Source organism: Streptomyces sp. NBC_01408 (genome assembly GCF_026340255.1).
Classification (GTDB): domain Bacteria; phylum Actinomycetota; class Actinomycetes; order Streptomycetales; family Streptomycetaceae; genus Streptomyces.
This window is the reverse complement of sequence record NZ_JAPEPJ010000001.1, coordinates 1,551,592-1,570,166: the sequence shown is the minus strand read 5'-3', so window position 1 is coordinate 1,570,166 and position 18,575 is coordinate 1,551,592. Positions and strand designations below refer to the sequence as shown.

Genomic DNA, 18,575 nt, shown 5'->3' with positions numbered 1-18,575 from the left:
GTCACCCGCGCTCCTACTGCTTGACCACGTAAGCCTGCTTGTCGACGAGCTTGCCGTCCTTGAAGCAGAACCGGAAAACGCCGTCGGTGCTGAACTCCTTCGAGGGCTCCTCCGACAGCAGGGCAAGACACTGCGAACCCTCCGGCCGCTGCGGGCCCTTCCGGTCCAGGCCCGAGGTCAGGATGCTGTCTCCGTCGGGCAGCCGCCCGCGCACCGCCTGCTCGCTCTCGCCGACCTGCACGGCGTCGTAGTCCGCCCGGTCGATCATCGAGTCGTTCACCGAGCCCAGCATCAGCACCACGACCGCCCCGAGCACGACCACCAGGAACACCACCGCCGCCACCGCGATCCCGCAGCCCAGGACGACGCCGCCGGTCCGGCTGCGCCCCCTGACCGCCAGTTCCCGGTCCACCGCGGCCCAGTCCATGGGCGGCGCGCCCTGAAGCGCCAGGGCCTGCGCCCGGGCCTGCTGGCCGAAGTCGTCCGCGACGTCCTCCACCCCGGCCGGCTCGGCCCCGTACGGCAGCACCCCCGCCACCCGGAACCCGCCGCCCTCGGTGGCCCCGGCGTGCACCATCCCGCCGACGAGCCGGGCGCGCTCGCGCAGTCCCGTCAGCCCCTGGCCGCCCGAGACCACCTCGCCGGCACCCGCTCCGGCCGCGGGCCCGTTGGCGATCTCCACCACGAGCGAGTCGTCCTCGTACCGCAGTTCCACCGAGATCGCCGAGCCCGGAGCGTGCTTGTACGCGTTCGTCAGCGCCTCCTGAACGATCCGGTACGCCGCGTGGTCGCAGGCCGCCACCAGCGGCCTCGGCTGCCCCGAACTCGTCAGCCGTACGTCGGTCCCCGCGCCCCGCGCCGCCTCCACGACCCCCGCGATCCCGGCCACCCCGCGCGCCGCCGGCTGCGCCGCCTCCTCCACCGGGAGGGGTGCCTCGACCCCGTCCCGCAGGATCCCGACGACCTCGCGCAGCTCGTGCATGGCCGCCACCGAGGCCTGCCGCAGCACCCCCACGCCCTCGCGCTGACGGTCGGTGAGCTGTGGGTCCACCTCCAGCGCACCGGTGTGCACCGAGATCAGCGCCAGCTGGTGACCGAGGCTGTCGTGCATGTCCTGGGCGATCCGCTGCCGTTCACGCAGCCGGGCCTGGCCCGCGACCATCGCCCGCTCCCGCATCAGCTGCCCGTTGCGCTCCTGGAGCGCGCGCAGCAGCGTACGGCGCTGGTGCCAGTAGCGGCTGGCCAGGCCGGGCATGACCGTCGTCGCCAGGAACATCAGCGTGGTGAACACGATCAGCAGCAGCAGCCGCGTCTCCCCCCACTCCTGCACCAGGCTGGCGCCGATCACCGCCAGGAACGCCGCGACGAAGGCGGCCAGCGCCCGGCCCACCCCCACGATCCGGCGCCCCGCCGACCAGCCCAGCAGGGCCGAGAGCAGGAACGTGCCGGGCAGGAACACCCCCACCGCGGAACCCACGACGAGCGTCGTCGCGGGCAGCCTGCGCCGCAGCAGGGTCAGCACCAGCACGGCCACGGCGCCCGCCGCCATCCGCTGCCCGGAGCCGTTGTCGAGTTCCTCGACGCCCAGGCCGAGCAGGGACAGCACCAAGGCGATCAGCAGGTCCCCGGCCAGCGTCCGCCGCGTCCAGGGCTCCGGCCCCATCAGCCAGACCCGGCCCGCACGCATCTTCGCCGTCGCATCCACCCGACCGACCCTAGACACCCGGCCGCCTCCCGCACTGCCCTCTTTCGTCGCGCCCCGCACGACGAAAGTCGAACACCCGGAAGTCGAACACCCGGGAAGGGAGAGAAACACGAAACGGCCGCCACCGCTTTCGCGATGACGACCGTTTCGTCGATGTGGGCGAGGGGGGATTTGAACCCCCACGTCCCGAAGGACACTGGCACCTGAAGCCAGCGCGTCTGCCGTTCCGCCACTCGCCCGAGCAGCACCCCAGTGGATCTTCCCTTTCGGGCCGTTCCCCTGGCGACGTCGAAACATTAGCACGGCGGACGGGGTGGATTCACATCGCTTTCCCCGCACCCCGCACCCCGGTCACGACTGCCCCTCCCGCACTCCGCCCCCGGTGCGGGACACTGTCCCTGGAGCCCCCCTACGATCGCTTGTGAGGACCAACACTCCTCAGCACGGGACCGATGGGGAACCAGCCGAATCCGCCACGCGTGGATACGATCAGTAAGCAGTACAGGGCGACAACGACGGAGGAGGTGCCCCATGGGAGTCCTGAAGCGGTTCGAGCAGCGACTCGAAGGTCTGGTGAACGGCACCTTCGCCAAGGTGTTCAAGTCCGAGGTCCAGCCGGTCGAGATCGCGGGCGCCCTCCAGCGGGAGTGCGACAACAACGCCACGATCTGGAACCGCGAGCGCACCGTCGTCCCCAACGACTTCATCGTCGAGCTCAGCGCGGGCGACTACGACCGCCTGAGCCCGTACTCCGGCCAGCTCGGCGACGAGCTCGCGGGCCTCGTCCGCGACTACGCCAAGCAGCAGCGCTACAGCTTCATGGGCCCGATCAAGGTCCACCTGGAGAAGGCCGACGACCTCGACACCGGCCTCTACCGGGTCCGGAGCCGTACACTCGCCTCCAGCACCTCCCAGCCGCAGGCGCCGCAAACGGGCCACGGCCAGGCCCCCCAGAACCCGCAGGGCGGATACGGGTACCCCCCGGTCGCCGCCCCGCCCATGCCCGCCGGCCCGCCTCCGGGCGGATCCGCCGGGCGCAGGCCGGCTCCGGCCGGACCCGCACCCGTATCCAGCGCGGGCGCCACCCGGCGCCACTGGATCGAGATCAACGGCACCCGCCACCAGATCTCCCGCCCCACGCTCGTACTCGGCCGAAGCACCGAAGCCGACGTGCGGATCGACGACCCCGGCGTATCGCGCCGGCACTGTGAGATCCGGACCGGAACGCCCTCGACGATCCAGGATCTCGGGTCCACCAACGGCATCGTGGTGGACGGGCAGCACACCACCCGCGCTACGCTCCGCGACGGCTCGCGGATCGTCGTGGGCAGCACCACCATCATTTACCGGCAAGCCGAAGGGTGAAGCGGGGGCAATGTCAGAGCTGACCCTGACGGTCATGCGGTTGGGTTTCCTAGCCGTTCTGTGGCTGTTCGTCATCGTGGCCGTCCAGGTCATCCGTAGTGACCTGTTCGGAACGCGAGTCACCCAGCGCGGCTCCCGCCGCGGCGGTGCGGGCGCAAGTGCCCCGCAGCAGCCGGGGCGCCAGGCCGCCGCGCCACCGCAGCAGCGCCAGCGCCGCGGTGCGCCCACCAAGCTCGTCGTGTCCGAGGGCACCCTCACGGGAACCACGGTGGCCCTCGCCGGCCAGACGATCACGCTGGGCCGGGCCCACGACTCCACGATCGTGCTGGACGACGACTACGCGTCCAGCCGCCATGCCAGGATCTATCCCGACCGTGACGGCCAGTGGATCGTCGAGGATCTCGGGTCCACCAACGGCACGTATCTCGACCGGACCCGGCTGACCACCCCGACGCCCATTCCGCCGGGCGCCCCGATCCGCATCGGCAAGACCGTCATCGAGCTGCGGAAGTAGTACGAGAATGAGCGAGCGGAGCGAGCGAGCCGCGGCGATCCGTCCCACCGAGGACACGGACCCGAGCGCGCTCCCGACCGGAGGGTGGGCAGTGTGGCTCGAGACCGGTTGTACCCGGAGGCAGCAGCGTCGACAGGGCAGGTACACATGAGTCTGTCCCTGCGGTTCGCCGCCGGATCGCACAAAGGCATGATCCGCGAGGGCAACGAGGATTCCGGCTACGCCGGCCCCCGTCTCCTCGCGATCGCCGACGGCATGGGAGGCCAGGCCGCCGGCGAGGTCGCGAGTTCCGAGGTGATCTCCACCCTCGTGCAGCTCGACGACGACGTCCCGGGCTCCGACATCCTCACCTCCCTCGCCACGGCCGTGCAGCGCGCCAACGACCAGCTGCGCGTCATGGTCGAGGAGGACCCCCAGCTCGAAGGCATGGGCACCACCCTGACCGCCCTGCTGTGGACCGGGCAGCGCCTCGGGCTCGTCCACGTCGGCGACTCCCGTGCCTACCTGCTGCGCGACGGCGTCCTCACGCAGATCACCCAGGACCACACCTGGGTGCAGCGGCTCGTCGACGAGGGCCGCATCACCGAAGAGGAAGCCACCACCCACCCGCAGCGCTCCCTGCTGATGCGCGCGCTGGGCAGCGGCGACATCGTCGAGCCCGACCTCTCCATCCGCGAGGTCCGCGCCGGTGACCGCTACCTGATCTGCTCCGACGGGCTGTCCGGCGTCGTCTCCCACCAGACCCTGGAAGAGACCCTCGCCGACTACCACGGCCCCCACGAGACCGTGCAGGCCCTGATCCAGCTCGCCCTGCGCGGCGGCGGCCCCGACAACATCACCTGCATCGTCGCGGACGTCCTCAACACCGACAGCGGCGACACCCTGGCCGCCCAGCTGAACGACACCCCGGTCGTCGTCGGCGCGGTCGCCGAGAACCAGCACCAGCTCTTCGACGGCAACGCCATGCAGACCCCGGCGGGCCGCGCCTCGGGCCTGGGCCGCCAGGCCCCGCCGCCCGCGGGCGCCTTCGGCCCTCCCGGCAGCGGCGAGTCCCCCGGCTACGGCTACGGGGACCAGGGCCAGGGCGGCGGCGGATACGGCGGCTTCGGCGAAGCCGACCCACACGCCTACGACTCCGACGGCGGCTACGAGGACACGTACGACAAGCCCCGAAGGCGCCGCAGCAAAGGGCGCAAGTGGACCACCCGTACGCTGACCCTGCTCCTCGTCGTCGGCGTCGTCGGCGGCGGCCTCTACGCGGGCTGGCGCTGGACCCAGACGCAGTTCTACGTCGGGGTCAAGGGCGAGCACGTGGCGCTCTTCCGCGGCATCAGCCAGAAGCTGGGGCCGCTGGAGCTCTCCAAGGTGGAGACCGACCGCCCCGAGATCGAACTGAAGTACCTGCCGCCCTTCAAGCGCAAGCTCGTCGAGGCCACCATCAGCGAGAGCAGCCTCGACGGGGCCCGCGAGAAGCTCGACGACCTCGGCCTCCAGGTCTCCGCGTGCAAGAAGGACGAGGAACGCCGCAACGCCGAGGCGCAGAACCAGACACCCGGCTCCACTCTGACTCCGCAGGAGCAGCAAGTGGTCAGCCTCTGCGGCAAGCAGTAGACACCCGCGGGCACAGGGGGCCTGCCACACCATGAGCGTTGTCACCAACACGACCACCATCGGCGCCATCGAGCTGCCGAGCCGGCGGAACACCGAGCTGATGCTGCTCGGGTTCGCCGTGGTCATCCCGATGTTCGCCTACGCCAACGTGGGTCTCGCGATCAACGGCAGCCTGCCACCCGGCATGTTCCTGTACGGCCTCGGCTTCGCCGCCCTGGCCGGGGTCGCGCACCTCGTCGTACGCCGGTACGCCAAGTACGCCGACCCGCTGCTGCTGCCGCTGGCCACCCTGCTCAACGGCCTCGGCCTGGTACTCATCTGGCGGCTGGACCAGTCCGAGCGGCTCCAGAACCTCGCCAAGCGCTCGTACGGCGCGTTCTCCCCCTCCGCGCCCAACCAGATGCTCTACACGGCGCTGGCCATCGCCCTGTTCGCCTGCGTCCTGCTGGTCCTCAAGGACCACCGCGTCCTGCAGCGGTTCACCTACATCTCGATGGTCGCGGCCCTGGTGCTGCTCCTCCTGCCGCTCGTCCCCGGGCTCGGCGCGGACGTCTTCGGCGCCAAGATCTGGATCCGCGTCGCCGGATTCTCCATCCAGCCCGGCGAGTTCGCGAAGATCGTCCTCGCGGTGTTCTTCGCCGGCTACCTGATGGTCAAGCGCGACGCCCTGGCCCTGGCCTCCCGCCGGTTCATGGGCCTCTACCTGCCGCGCGGCCGCGACCTCGGCCCGATCCTGGTGATCTGGGCGATGAGCCTGCTCATCCTGATCTTCGAGAACGACCTCGGGTCCTCGCTGCTGTTCTTCGGCATTTTCGTGATCATGCTGTACGTGGCCACCGAGCGGACCAGTTGGATCGTCATCGGCCTGCTGATGTCGGTCGGTGGCGCCGTCGTGGTCGCCTCCTTCTCCAGCCACGTCGGAGCCCGGGTCAGCGCCTGGCTGGACCCCTTCGGCTGCTGGCAGCGCAGGGGCGTCGACGCCGGCGCCTGCGAGCAGATCGCCCAGTCGATCATGAGCTTCGGTTCCGGCGGCGTCCTCGGCGCCGGATGGGGCCAGGGGAATTCCGACCTCATCGGCTTCGCCGCCAACTCCGACTTCATCTTCTCCACCGTCGGCGAGGAACTGGGCCTCACCGGCGTGATGGCCTTCCTGCTGCTCTACGGGCTGATCATCGAGCGGGGTGTCCGCACCGCCCTCGCCGCCCGCGACCCCTTCGGCAAGCTCTTCGCCATCGGCCTCTCGGGCGCCTTCGCCCTCCAGGTCTTCGTCGTCGCCGGCGGAGTCATGGGCCTCATCCCCCTCACCGGCATGACGATGCCCTTCCTCGCCTCCGGCGGTTCCTCCGTCCTCGCGAACTGGATCCTCATCGCCGTACTCATCCGGATCAGCGACACCGCACGCCGACCTGCCCCGGCCCCCGCCCCGTCCCCCGACTCCGAGATGACCCAGGTGGTCCGCCCGTCATGAACAAGCCCCTGCGCCGCATCTCGCTGTTCTGCGGGCTGCTCGTCCTCGCGCTGCTGATCCGGACCAACTGGCTGCAGTACGTCCAGGCCGAGGAACTCAGCACCCGCAAGGAGAACCGCCGGGTCCAGATCGCCCAGTACGCCACCGAGCGCGGCAACATCATCGTCAAGGGCGAGCCGATCACCGGCTCGGCGGTCACCGACGGCAGCGACTACAAGTTCAAGCGGACGTACACCGACGGCCCCCTCTGGGCCCCCGTCACCGGCTACGCCTCGCAGGCCTTCGGTTCCACCCAGCTCGAATCGCTCGAAGACCAGATCCTCACCGGCAACGACGACCGGCTCTTCTTCGACCGCACGATCGGCATGTTCACCGGTGAGAAGAAGCAGGGCGGCAACGTCGTCACCACGCTCAACCCCGCCGCCCAGAAGGCCGCCTTCACCAAGCTCGGCGACAAGAAGGGCGCGGTCGCCGCGATCGACCCGCGCACCGGCGCCATCCTCGCGCTGGTCTCCACCCCCTCGTACGACCCCTCCAGCTTCGCGGGCAACTCCAAGGACGACGAGAAGGCCTGGGTCTCGCTGAAGGACAGCGAGGACAAGAACCTCGTCAACCGGGCCCTGCGCGAGACCTACCCGCCCGGCTCCACCTTCAAGGTGGTCACCGCCGCCGCGGCCCTGGAGCACGGCGTCGTCACCGACATCAACGCGCCGACGGACACCCCCGAGCCGTACCTGCTGCCCGGCACGCAGACCCCGATGGTCAACCACGCGTCCGGCTGCGAGAAGGCCAGCCTCAACGAGGCCATGCGCGTCTCCTGCAACTCCGTCTTCGCGAACCTGGGCGACAAGGTGACCCGCGACAAGATGGTGCAGACCTCCGAGAAGTTCGGCTTCAACAACGACAAGATCGACATTCCGGTCCGCGCCTTCGCCAGCGTCTACGACAAGAAGATGGGCAAGGACGGCAACGCCCAGAGCGCCATCGGGCAGTTCAACACCGCCGCCACCCCGCTCCAGATGGCCATGGTCACCGCCGCGATCGCCAACGACGGCAAGCTGATGAAGCCGTACATGGTCGACCACGTCACCGCCCCGAACCTCGACACGATCGAGAAGCACGACCCGCAGGAGATGGGCCGGCCCCTCTCCGCCGCCAACGCGCAGAAGGTCCAGGAGATGATGGTCAACGTCGTCGAGAAGGGCACCGGCGCCAACGCCAAGATCAAGGGCACCAAGGTCGGCGGCAAGACGGGCACCGCCCAGCACGGCGAGGGCAACAAGAAGCGCCCGTACGCCTGGTTCATCTCCTACGCGGAGAACCCCGACGGCAGCTCGCCCGTCGCCGTCGCCGTCGTGATCGAGGACAGCGGCGCGGACCGCGAGGACATCAGCGGCGGCGGCCTCGCCGCCCCCGTCGCCCAGGCCGTCATGGAAGCCGTACTCAAGAACTAGGGATGCCCGAGGGACCGGAGGTGAGCAGTGAGGCGGCCACGAAGTGACCTGCATCACTGCCCCCGTCCGGATCCGAGCGTACGGTACCGGTCCGGTATCAGGCGGTGGTCGCGAACCGATCACCGACGATCGGCCGGTAGCCTTTGCGCGAACAGCACACCGCCGGACCACACACAGGTGCGGTCGGGACTGACGGAGAGGGCTGCAACGTTATGGAAGAGCCGCGTCGCCTCGGCGGCCGGTACGAGCTGAGCCACGTGCTCGGCCGTGGTGGCATGGCCGAGGTCTACCTCGCCCACGACACCCGGCTCGGCCGTACCGTCGCCGTCAAGACCCTGCGTGCCGACCTCGCCCGTGACCCGTCCTTCCAGGCCCGGTTCCGTCGCGAGGCCCAGTCGGCCGCGTCGCTGAACCACCCGGCGATCGTCGCTGTCTACGACACCGGCGAAGACTACGTCGACAACATCTCCATCCCGTACATCGTGATGGAGTACGTCGACGGCTCCACCCTGCGCGAACTCCTGCACTCCGGCCGCAAGCTGCTGCCCGAGCGGACCCTGGAGATGTGCATCGGCATCCTCCAGGCCCTGGAGTACTCCCACCGCGCCGGCATCGTCCACCGCGACATCAAGCCGGCCAACGTCATGCTGACCCGCACCGGCCAGGTCAAGGTCATGGACTTCGGCATCGCCCGGGCCATGGGCGACTCCGGTATGACCATGACGCAGACCGCGGCCGTCATCGGCACGGCGCAGTACCTCTCCCCCGAGCAGGCCAAGGGCGAACAGGTCGATGCACGCTCCGACCTGTACTCCGCCGGCTGCCTGCTCTACGAGCTCCTCAGCGTCCGGCCCCCGTTCGTCGGCGACTCCCCCGTGGCCGTCGCCTACCAGCACGTACGGGAAGAACCGCAGCCGCCGTCGAACTTCGACCCCGAGATCACGCCCGAGATGGACGCCATCGTCCTCAAGGCCCTGGTCAAGGACCCCGACTACCGCTACCAGTCCGCCGACGAGATGCGCGCCGACATCGAGGCCTGCCTCGACGGCCAGCCCGTCGCCGCCACCGCGTCCATGGGCGCGGCCGGCTACGGCTACCCGGACCAGGGCCACGGCTACGGACACCAGGGCTACGACCAGCCCACCACCGCCCTGCGCACCGCCGACTCGGGCCAGACCTCGATGATGCCGCCCATGCCCTCGGGCGACGGCGGCTACGGGTACGGCGAGCAGGGCCACGGCGGCTACGACCAGGGCCCGCACCGCGGCCAGAAGAAGAGCAAGGCGTCCACGATCCTGCTCGTGGCGGCCGGCATCCTCGTCCTCGTCGGCGCGATCCTGATCGGCCGTTCCCTCTTCAACGGAGGCGCCGACAACCGCCCCGCCGTGCCCAAGTTCGTCGGCCAGACCCTCGAGCAGGCACAGAAGAGCGGCGAGAACGTCGGGATCAAGGTCGCGAAGGAAGCCGACGTCCCCTGCAAGGGCCAGCCCAAGGGCAACGTGTGCTCGCAGGACAAGGAGGCGGGCACCAAGGTCGACGAGGGTGACACGGTCAAGGTGAAGGTCTCCTCCGGCTCGCCCAAGGTGTCGGTCGGTGACGTGCTCACCATGAAGTACGAAGAGGCCGAGAAGCTCCTGAAGGACAAGGGCTTCCAGGTCGAGCGCAAGGCCCAGGAGTCCGAGCGGACCCCCGGGACCGTCATCGACCAGAACCCCAAGAGCGGCACCGAGGCGGAAGAGGGCTCCCTCATCACGCTGACCGTCGCCAAGGAGCAGTCGAAGGCGCAGGTCCCCGACCTGATGGGCAAGACGAAGGAGCAGGCGTCCAAGGCCCTCACCGACGCCAAGCTGAAGCTGGGCAGCACCACGGAGGTCGAGTCCCCCGGGGCCGCCCCGAAGACGGTCATCGCGCAGCAGTTCGCGGCGGGTGAGCAGCTCGAGGTGGGCAAGACGGTCAACATCACGATCGCCAAGGCCGCGCAGCAGACCCAGGTGCCGAACCTGGCCCAGCGGACCGTGGCCCAGGCCAAGCAGGAGCTGGCCGCCAAGGGTCTGGTCTTCGGCCGGGTCGTCTCGGGCCCGTCGGACGACAACGCGGTCGTCATGCTCTCCGACCCGGCCGCGGGCAGCCCGATCGCCGCGGGCGGGACCGTCAACGTCCTCACGGTGGCCGGCGGCGGCCAGCAGGACGGCGGCAACGGCAACGGAGGCAACGGAGGCTTCTTCGGAGGCCTGACCGGCGGCCGCTAGCGCCCGCCCCGCCCACGCGAAAGGCCCGGCACCCCCTGGGGGTGCCGGGCCTTCTGCACGGGCGCCACAGCCGCCCCCAGGGGCCTCCCTGAGCCTTCCGGGACGCCCGGCCGTCCCAGGTCAGCGCAGTTCGGGGGGCAGCGTGCGCTGCGCGTCCACCTTGTCCGTCCGCACCAGCTCGCCCCACACGATGTACCGGTACTTCGAGGTGTACACCGGGGTGCAGGTCGTCAGCGTGATGTACCGGCCCGGAGCCGTCTTGCCCGACTCCTTCGGGACCGGGTTGATCACGTCCACGTTGTACTTGGACGTCTGGCGCAGCTCGGCGAAGACCTTGTACACGTACCAGGTGTCCCGCGTCTCGAAGACGATCGCGTCGCCGTTCTTCACCTTGTCGATGTTGTGGAACTTCGCCCCGTGTCCGTCCCGGTGCGCGGCGAGCGAGAAGTTCCCCTTCTCGTCCCAGGGCAGCGCCGACTTCACCGGCTCCGTGTAGTACCCCGCCACCCCGTCGTCGAGGAGGTCCGGCGCCGTGCCCGCCTTGACCAGCACCTCGCCGTTCTTCATGGCCGGTACGTGCAGGAACCCGACGCCGTCCCGGGTGTCGAGCACCCCCGGCTGCGCGGGCCCGGAGTCCGCGGAGGGCGTCTGCCACTGCTGGCGGACCTGGTCGCCCCGGGCCGACGCGTGCCGGTCGGCGAGCACGTTCGTCCACCACAGGGAGTAGGCCACGAACAGGGCCAGTACCAGGCCCACCGTGATCAGGACCTCGCCCAGCAGGCTCAGGAACCCGGCGAGCACACTGCGGTGGGGAGGCGGCGCGGCGGCGCGGCGGCGGCGGGCACGAGACACTGCTGATTCGTCCTTAGGGCGGCTACGGGCTGTCCAGCGCGGGCGGAGGGCCCTGGCTGCGGGGGCGTTCGTCGGCCATCCTGCCCCATACGATCATCCGATAGGTGCTGGTGAACTCGGGGGTGCAGGTCGTCAGCGTGATGTACCGGCCCGGGGCCGTGAAACCCGACCCCTCCGGCACCGGCCCCAGCACCGCCACGTTGGTCGGCGGGGTCTGCGCCAGCGCCGAGGTCATCTCGTAGGTGTAGTAGGCGTCCCGCGTCTCGACCACGACGGGGTCCCCGGGCACCAGCCGGTTGATGTAGCGGAAGGGTTCACCGTGCGTGTTCCGGTGCCCCGCCACCGCGAAGTTCCCCTGCGGGTCCGCCGGCATCGCGGTCTTCAGCGCACCCTCGCCGTAGTGCCCGACCAGGCCGCGGTCCAGCACCTTCGGCTTGCTGATCCCCTCCGCCACCGGCACCTTCACGTCCAGCTTGGGGATGTGCAGGATCGCGAACCCCTGCCCCGGCTCGAACGCCTCCACCGGCGGCGCGCCCGCAGCGCCGCCCGGGTCGCGCTCCCACGTCTGCTGGAGCGAGCCGGCCGCCCCGTTCGCCGTCCGCTCCGCCACGAAGTTCGTGTACCAGAGCTGGTAGGCGACGAACAGCAGCATCACCAGGCCCAGCGTGATGAACAGTTCCCCGCCCAGCCTGCTCGCGACGACCAGCGGTCCGCCCGACACGGGCCGCCTGCGCCGCCGCCCGCCCCGCCTGCGCGTTCCCCTGGCGGCCCGTTTCGCGGCCTCCTGGGCCGCCCTGCGCCGCGCGGCCCGGCCCTGGGTGGGCGCGGACGGCGCGACCGCCGTCACGCGACGGCCTTGCCCACCACCGGGGCCAGCCCCACCGAGCGCTCCACGGCACCCGCGTCACCGCACCGCACCAGCCAGTTCGCGAGCATCCGGTGGCCCCATTCGGTCAGCACCGACTCGGGGTGGAACTGCACGCCCTCCACGTCGTGCTCCCGGTGGCGCAGCCCCATGATGATCCCGTCCTGCGTCCGCGCCGTGACCTCCAGCACGTCGGGCAGGGTCTGCGGTTCGGCGGCGAGGGAGTGGTACCGGGTCGCGGTGAACGGCGAGGGCAGGCCCTCGAAGACCCCCAGCCCCTCGTGCACCACGGGCGAGGTCTTGCCGTGGAGCAGCTCGGGGGCCCGGCCCACGACCCCTCCGTAGGCCACGGCCATCGACTGCATGCCCAGGCACACGCCGAAGACCGGGACGCCCGTCTCCGCGCAGTGCCGGACCATGTCGACGCAGACGCCCGCCTCTTCCGGCGTGCCCGGGCCCGGGGACAGCAGGACCCCGTCGAAGCCGTCCTGCGCGTGCGAGAGCTCCACCTCGTCGTTGCGCAGCACCTCGCATTCGGCGCCGAGCTGGTAGAGGTACTGGACCAGGTTGAAGACGAAGCTGTCGTAGTTGTCCACAACCAGAATGCGCGCGCTCACGGAGTGACTCCCGATCCCTCGTCCACCGTCACATCGTTGAACGGGAGGAGCGGCTCGGCCCACGGGAAGACGTACTGGAACAGCACGAACACCACCGCGAGGACCAGTACGAGTGAGATCAGCGCGCGCACCCACGCGTTGCCCGGCAGATGCCGCCAGATCCAGCCGTACATTCCGTCTGTTTCCCTTTTCCGTCCACGATCGTTCCCGCACCGCGGGGGCGGTACGCGAACAGACTAAAGGCAGCGGCCCGAGCAGGTGGGTCAGCTCGGCAAACCCTCCGGTCCGCCCCGCGCCGCGGACCGGGTCCCGGTCAGCTCGGCCCAGACGACCAGCCGGTGGCTGTGGCCCCACTCGGGATCGCAGGTCGTCAGCGTCAGGTACCGGCCGGGGGCGGTGAACGGCGATCTCTGCGGAACCGGGTCGACCACGCCGACCTCGGTCGGCAGCGTGCGCAGCGGGCCGCCCCGGATCGTGTACGTGTACCAGGTCGTCGCGTCCTTGAGGATCACCGCGTCGCCCGGGCGCAGCCGGGGGAAGTCCTTGAAGGGGTCTCCGTAGGTCCGCCGGTGGCCCGCGACCGAGAAGTTCCCGGTGGCGCCGAGGCCCGCGGTGCCCTCGTAGTGGCCGAGGCCCTTCTTCAGCAGCTCGGTGCCCGTGCCCTCCAGGACGGGCTTGTTCCAGTCCGGGCCGAAGCGCGGGATGTACATCTCGGCGAAGGCCCGGCCCGCGGGGTACGCCGCCGGCTCCGGCACGGGCTGCGGCTGCGGGGGCGCTGCCTGTGGAGGCGCCGGCTGTGGGGGCGCTGCCTGCGGGGCGGCCGCGGGCGCCGCCGACCAGCGGTCGCGCAGCCGCTCCATCTCCCCGTCCATGGCCCGGTCCGCCTTGACCCCCGTCCACAGCAGGACGTAGGCCACGAACAGCACGATCAGCGTGCCCGCCGTCAGGCACACCTCGCTGAACGTCCGTACCACCAGGCGCAGTACGACGTCAGGGCGTGGGCGTTCAGGGCGTGGCCGCCACCGGCTTCGCATAGTGGAGGTCCACTGTGCCGGAGTAGCCGGGAAGTGTCAGCGCCTTGTGCTCGTCCACTTTCCAGCCGAGCCCGTACGCGTTCACGTACAGCTGGTAGTTCTGCAGGGCCGGGGAGGCGGCGAGGGCCTTGCGCAGTGCGCCCGGGTCGCCGACCGCCGAGACCTTGTACGGGGGCGAGTACACCCGGCCCTGGAGGATCAGGGTGTTGCCCACGCAGCGCACCGCGCTGGTGGAGATGAGCCGCTGGTCCATGACCTGGATGCCCTGGGCGCCGCCCTGCCACAGGGCGTTCACCACGGCCTGGAGGTCCTGCTGGTGGATCACGAGGTCGTTGGGCTGGGGCTCGGGCACGTTGGGGATGCGGGCGGTGGCGTTCGGCGGGGCGTCGTTGAGGGTGACCGTCAACCCCTTGCCGGACAGTTCCTCGGTGCCGGCGGCGGCGCGCAGGGCGGCCATCTTGGCGTCCTCGGCCTTGGTCCGGCCGTCGTCGCGCTCGGCGAGGTCGTCCACCCGGGTGCGGACCGGCCCGAGGCTCTCCTCCAGCTCCGCGTTGCTCTGGCTGCGCTCCTCGATGAGGTCGGACAGCTTGAGGAGTGACGCGTCCGTGCGGATGTTCGTACCCTTGGAGGTGTTGAAACTGGTGACGAAGATGAGGCCCGCCAGGGCGAAGACGGCGGCCGTCAGCAGCCGGACCGGCCTGGCCCGGCGACGGGGACCCGCGGAGGAGTCGTCGGAATCGCTCAACGTACCCTTCTCCTTCAACGCCACAGGTCCACTACGCTAACGGACGCCCGGGGCAGGCAAGGTCCCCAGCGCATCGACAGGAGAGCCCCTCGTGCCGAAGTCACGTATCCGCAAGAAGGACGACTACACGCCGCCGCCGGCGAAGCAGGCCCAGACGATCAGGCTGACGAACCGCAGCTGGGTCGCCCCGGTCATGCTGGCGTTCTTCCTGATCGGTCTCGCCTGGATCGTCGTCTTCTACGTGACCGATACCCAGCTGCCCGTCGAGGCGCTGGGCAATTGGAACATCGTGGTCGGTTTCGGCTTCATCGCGGCGGGATTCGGCGTTTCCACGCAGTGGAAGTAGCACCAACCGACCTCTGACGGAAGCTCTCCCCATGAGTTATCCACAGCGTCATCCACACCTGAGGAAAAGACAGAAGATCTGTGGATAACTCTGTGGAGAGTTGACGCCGGTGTGATCAGGTGAGTGCCGCGAGTTCTGCCGTCCGCGTCGCGATCACCGCCGCCACCAGCAGGAACACCACCGCACAGGTGCCCCACTGGATCAGCGCGCGATTCCTGCCGGCGGCGGGGCGGAGCATGCCCGCACCCACCAGGGCACCGGTGACCAGGCCGCCGACATGGGCCTGCCAGGACACCGTCAGCGCCCCGCCGATCGGCACGAAGGTCAGTACGAGCATCAGTACGACCATGATGACCACCGGCCGCATCTCGTAGTGCAGCCGGCGGGCCAGCACGACGGTGGCGCCGAGCAGCCCGAAGACGGCCCCCGACGCGCCGAGGGTCGGGGTGTTCGGCGCGGTCAGCAGATAGACGAGGGCGCTGCCGCCCAGGCCCGACAGCAGGTAGACGGTGAGGTAGCGGGCGCGGCCCAGCGCCGCTTCCAGCGGGCCGCCGATGACCCACAGGCCGACCATGTTGCCGATGATGTGCCACCACTCGACGTGCAGGAACACCGAGGTCAGCAGTCGGTGGTACTCGCCGGTGGAGACCCCTTCGACGGGGCCGCCGATGAACTCGCGGTAGCGGCCGAGCAGCTCCAGCTGGATCACGACGGCCGGGGCCACCAGCCCCACGAAGAACACCGCGGCGTTGATCCCGATCAGGATCTTGGTGACGAGGTGGGGGTCATCGGCCACCACCCCGCCCGCGAGAGTGCGCGGCGCGTTGGCGGCCGGCCGGTGCCCGGTACCCGAACCCTCCCGGACGCACTCGGGGCACTGGAAGCCCACCGAGGCGCTGATCATGCACTGGGTGCAGATCGGGCGGTCGCAGCGCGTGCAGCTGATGCCCGTGTCGCGGTCCGGGTGGCGGTAGCAGCCCGGCAGACGGTCGGTGTCCATCGGTCCCCTCGGTCGGATCCGGTACGTATCGAGGACGGACGGGCGGGGCGGAAGGTTCCCGGCACCGGACCGGGCCCGGGCGTCAGCGCCTCTCGACGCTCACCGACTGGATGATCACGTCGTCGAGGGGGCGCTCGGTGCGCGGGTTGGTGGGGCTGCCGGCGATGGAGTCCACGACCGTCCGGCCGGCCTTGCCGGTGACCTCGCCGAAGATGGTGTGCTTGCGCGTCAGCCAGGCGGTCGGGGCGACGGTGATGAAGAACTGCGAGCCGTTGGTGCCCGGGCCGGCGTTGGCCATGGCCAGCAGGTAGGGCTTGGTGAAGGCCAGGTCGGGGTGGAACTCGTCGGCGAACGAGTAGCCCGGGCCGCCGGTCCCGTTGCCGAGCGGGTCGCCGCCCTGGATCATGAACCCGCTGATGACGCGGTGGAAGACGGTGCCGTCGTAGAGCGGGTCCGTGGTCTTCTGGCCGTCGGTGGGACGGGTCCACTCGCGGGCGCCGGTGGCGAGCTCGACGAAGTTCCGGACGGTCTTCGGAGCGAAGTTCTCCAGCAGCTCGATCTCGATGTCGCCCTTGTTCGTCTTCAGGGTGGCGTAGAGCTTCTCGGCCACGGATCTGCCTTCCATAGTCATCACTGTCGGTCCAGATCCTCGCACGGAGCGCTGCGACGCACAGAAAATCGTCCACCCGTATGCCCTGTCACGCATGCCCGGCAGCGGTATGGCAGGCATGATCCGACAAAGGGTGGAAAGGTGAACTGTGTCCGCCACCGAGGAGGAGGATCCCGTGACCGGCAAGGACAGCGTGCGCCTGGCAGCCGAGAGCGCCAGGGAGAGTGTGAGGCACGCGGCGGAAGTGGTGGCGCCGTACGCAGAGTCCGCCAAGGATGCCGCGGTGCATTACGCGCATGAGGCGAATGAGCGGCTGGCGCCGAAGATGTCGTACGCGGCCAACGAGGCCGCACGGCAGGCCCGGACGACCTACGACTGCCATGTGCATCCCCGGCTCAAGGCGGCGCGCTCGCACGTGCCGCCGAATGTGGACCGGGCTGCGACGAAGGCGGTGATGCAGACGCGCCAGGCCGCGCGGCAGGCGGCCGAGTACACGCAGCCGCGGCTGGAGAACGCGCTGGCGGCGGCTCAGCCGGTGGCCGAGGAGGCCGCGTCCCGGTCGGCGGCGGCGGTGGCGGCGCTGCGCGGCCAGGTGACGCCGAAGGAGATCCAGCGGCTGGTGCGCCGCCACGAGCGGCGGGCCCGTACGGGACGGCTGCTGAAGGGCGTGGTGCTGGTCGGCCTGGTGGCGGGCGCCGCCTTCGCGGCATGGAAGTGGTGGGACCAGCAGTCGAACCCGGACTGGCTCGTCGAGCCGCCGGCGGCGACCGAGCTGTCGTCGCAGGACGCCGAGCCGGCGAACTTCGACGACGAGCTGGCGGAGAAGGAGCGCGAGACGGGCTCCGGCACGGCCGAGGACAAGCAGCTCTGAGGCGCGCGGCCCGCAGGAGGAGGGGCCCGGATCCGACTGGATCCGGGCCCCTCCTCCGTGTGTCCTAGGGGGTGTCCTCGCGGGAGGCCTAGGGGAGAGTGAGGATCATGCCGGGGCGGATGAGGTCCGGATTGGGGCCGACCACGCGCTGGTTCATGGCGTAGAGCTCGCGCCAGCGGGCCTCGTTGCCGAGCTCGCGGCGGGCGATCGCGGAGAGCGAGTCGCCGGGCTGGACGGTGTACGTGCGCTTCTTCGCGGCGGGCGCGGGCTTGACCGGAGCCGCGGGCACGGCCTTGTGCGCCGCCGAGCCCGGCGTCGGGGTGTGCGCCGCTCCGGGCCGGATGCCGGCTGCGGAGGGCTTCGGCGGCATCCCGGCCGGCCTGGGGGCGGCGGGCACGGCCTTGTGCGCGGCGGACGAGGGGGTCGGCATCGCGGGCGCCGCCCTGGGCGCGGGCTTGGGCGGCGCGGCCGCCGCCATGCGTTCGGCGGCCGCCCGGGTGGCCGAGGCGGCGTCGGCCGCCGGGCTCGCGGGAGGCCTCGCCTTCGCCGACGCCTGCTGCTGGACCTGCTCCTTCACCTTCTCGGCGGCCTCTTGCCGCTTCTGCTTGTCGGACTTGAGGAAGTCGAAGATTCCCATGTCTGTACGCCTCCGGCGTGGTGGTACCCCCTGGCGCGATGCCTTCTCCCACTGTCGGCCACCGGGCCCCGGGCGGCCCAGCGACTGGGCCGTCCGGGGGACCCACCGGCGGGTCACCAGCGGCTCACCGGCCGGTCACCGGGCCGGTCACTGGCGGGCGCGGCGCGCCGGGCGGGGGCTGTCGGAGGGGGTCCCCAGGCCGCCTTCGGCGAGGAGGCCGAGGACGCGGAGCAGGGTGGTGCGGTCGGCGTCGGAGAGGGAGGCGAGGGCGTCGGCGTGCACCTGGTCCACGATCCGGCTGCTCTGCTCCGCGACGGCCGCGCCCTTGTCGGTGACGGCGATGATCCGGGCCCGGCGGTCCTTGGTGGAGGGCCTGCGCTCGGCCAGTCCGGCCTTCTCCAGGGCGTCCACGGTGACGACCATCGTCGTCTTGTCCATGTCGCCGATCTCCGCGAGCTGGATCTGGGTGCGCTCCTCCTCCAGCGCGTGGACCAGGACGCAGTGCATGCGGGCGGTGAGCCCGATCTCGTCCAGCGCGGCTGCCATGCGGGTGCGCAGCACGTGGCTGGTGTGGTCCAGGAGGAAGGAGAGGTCGGGCTCGGTCCGGGTGGGCGCCATGGCGGTCATGACTC

At 70.6% G+C, this 18,575-nt stretch carries 18 protein-coding genes, 1 tRNA gene and 1 pseudogene; 8 read left to right on the top strand and 12 right to left on the bottom strand.

All coding sequences use genetic code 11. The features are described from left to right. Positions 1-13: 13 nt before the first annotated feature. Positions 14-1,705, bottom strand: a complete 1,692-nt coding sequence (locus tag OG447_RS07370) for a sensor histidine kinase (protein WP_266935639.1) — start codon at positions 1,703-1,705, stop codon at positions 14-16. 156 nt (positions 1,706-1,861) lie between these two features. After that, positions 1,862-1,944 (bottom strand) — tRNA-Leu (locus tag OG447_RS07365). Positions 1,945-2,236: 292 nt separating this feature from the next. Between OG447_RS07365 and OG447_RS07360 the strand changes: the two genes are divergently transcribed. The 6 genes from OG447_RS07360 (at position 2,237) to pknB (ending at position 10,366) form a co-directional block, all read left to right on the top strand. Beyond that, positions 2,237-3,070, top strand: coding sequence for a DUF3662 and FHA domain-containing protein (locus OG447_RS07360; protein WP_266935638.1), 834 nt, complete (start codon positions 2,237-2,239; stop codon positions 3,068-3,070). 10 nt (positions 3,071-3,080) lie between these two features. Continuing rightward, positions 3,081-3,584: an FHA domain-containing protein gene (locus OG447_RS07355; RefSeq protein WP_266935637.1), complete on the top strand. Its 504-nt coding sequence runs from the start codon at positions 3,081-3,083 to the stop codon at positions 3,582-3,584. Between the two features lie 147 nt (positions 3,585-3,731). Beyond that, entirely contained in the window at positions 3,732-5,195 is a 1,464-nt protein-coding gene (locus tag OG447_RS07350) for a PP2C family serine/threonine-protein phosphatase (protein WP_266935636.1), read from the top strand. A 31-nt stretch (positions 5,196-5,226) separates the two neighbouring features. Then, a complete protein-coding gene (locus tag OG447_RS07345) occupies positions 5,227-6,663 on the top strand; it encodes an FtsW/RodA/SpoVE family cell cycle protein (RefSeq protein ID WP_266935634.1) in 1,437 nt (478 codons plus the stop codon). Continuing rightward, positions 6,660-8,117, top strand: coding sequence for a penicillin-binding protein 2 (locus OG447_RS07340; RefSeq protein WP_266935633.1), 1,458 nt, complete (start codon positions 6,660-6,662; stop codon positions 8,115-8,117). Before OG447_RS07345 ends, OG447_RS07340 begins: the two co-directional genes overlap by 4 nt. 212 nt (positions 8,118-8,329) lie before the next feature. After that, positions 8,330-10,366 (top strand): Stk1 family PASTA domain-containing Ser/Thr kinase, encoded by a 2,037-nt coding sequence (gene pknB / locus OG447_RS07335; protein WP_266935632.1) that lies wholly within the window; start codon positions 8,330-8,332, stop codon positions 10,364-10,366. Positions 10,367-10,486: 120 nt separating this feature from the next. Here pknB and OG447_RS07330 read toward each other — a convergent pair whose 3' ends face one another. The 6 genes and pseudogenes from OG447_RS07330 to OG447_RS07305 form a co-directional block, all read right to left on the bottom strand. Further along, positions 10,487-11,218, bottom strand: coding sequence for a class E sortase (locus OG447_RS07330; RefSeq protein ID WP_266935631.1), 732 nt, complete (start codon positions 11,216-11,218; stop codon positions 10,487-10,489). Positions 11,219-11,240: 22 nt separating this feature from the next. Further along, positions 11,241-12,053, bottom strand: a pseudogene (locus tag OG447_RS07325) (class E sortase); the annotation flags it as partial. Positions 12,054-12,061: 8 nt separating this feature from the next. Next, entirely contained in the window at positions 12,062-12,700 is a 639-nt protein-coding gene (locus tag OG447_RS07320) for an aminodeoxychorismate/anthranilate synthase component II (protein WP_266935630.1), read from the bottom strand. Further along, on the bottom strand, positions 12,697-12,873 hold the full coding sequence (locus OG447_RS07315) for a hypothetical protein (RefSeq protein WP_266935629.1): 177 nt from the start codon (positions 12,871-12,873) through the stop codon (positions 12,697-12,699). The genes OG447_RS07320 and OG447_RS07315 overlap by 4 nt, the downstream gene beginning before the upstream one ends. A gap of 90 nt (positions 12,874-12,963) precedes the next feature. Continuing rightward, complete coding sequence (locus tag OG447_RS07310) at positions 12,964-13,734, bottom strand: class E sortase (protein ID WP_266935628.1); 771 nt, start codon at positions 13,732-13,734, stop codon at positions 12,964-12,966. Further along, positions 13,706-14,479 carry a DUF881 domain-containing protein gene (locus OG447_RS07305; RefSeq protein ID WP_266935627.1) on the bottom strand — a complete coding sequence of 258 codons (774 nt, stop codon included), beginning with the start codon at positions 14,477-14,479 and terminating at the stop codon, positions 13,706-13,708. The genes OG447_RS07310 and OG447_RS07305 overlap by 29 nt, the downstream gene beginning before the upstream one ends. A gap of 91 nt (positions 14,480-14,570) precedes the next feature. Between OG447_RS07305 and crgA the strand changes: the two genes are divergently transcribed. Continuing rightward, complete coding sequence (gene crgA, locus OG447_RS07300; protein ID WP_030225155.1) at positions 14,571-14,825, top strand: cell division protein CrgA; 255 nt, start codon at positions 14,571-14,573, stop codon at positions 14,823-14,825. 115 nt (positions 14,826-14,940) lie between these two features. On the opposite strand, the gene OG447_RS07295 is transcribed toward crgA, so the two are convergent. After that, entirely contained in the window at positions 14,941-15,825 is an 885-nt protein-coding gene (locus OG447_RS07295) for a rhomboid family intramembrane serine protease (protein WP_266935626.1), read from the bottom strand. Between the two features lie 82 nt (positions 15,826-15,907). Beyond that, positions 15,908-16,435 carry a peptidylprolyl isomerase gene (locus OG447_RS07290; RefSeq protein WP_266938789.1) on the bottom strand — a complete coding sequence of 176 codons (528 nt, stop codon included), beginning with the start codon at positions 16,433-16,435 and terminating at the stop codon, positions 15,908-15,910. 175 nt (positions 16,436-16,610) lie between these two features. Between OG447_RS07290 and OG447_RS07285 the strand changes: the two genes are divergently transcribed. Then, positions 16,611-17,306: a DUF5324 family protein gene (locus OG447_RS07285; RefSeq protein WP_266935625.1), complete on the top strand. Its 696-nt coding sequence runs from the start codon at positions 16,611-16,613 to the stop codon at positions 17,304-17,306. Between the two features lie 88 nt (positions 17,307-17,394). On the opposite strand, the gene OG447_RS07280 is transcribed toward OG447_RS07285, so the two are convergent. Then, entirely contained in the window at positions 17,395-17,943 is a 549-nt protein-coding gene (locus tag OG447_RS07280; RefSeq protein WP_266935624.1) for a LysM peptidoglycan-binding domain-containing protein, read from the bottom strand. A gap of 147 nt (positions 17,944-18,090) precedes the next feature. Then, entirely contained in the window at positions 18,091-18,570 is a 480-nt protein-coding gene (locus OG447_RS07275) for a MarR family winged helix-turn-helix transcriptional regulator (protein ID WP_266935623.1), read from the bottom strand. Between the last annotated feature and the right edge of the window lie 5 nt (positions 18,571-18,575).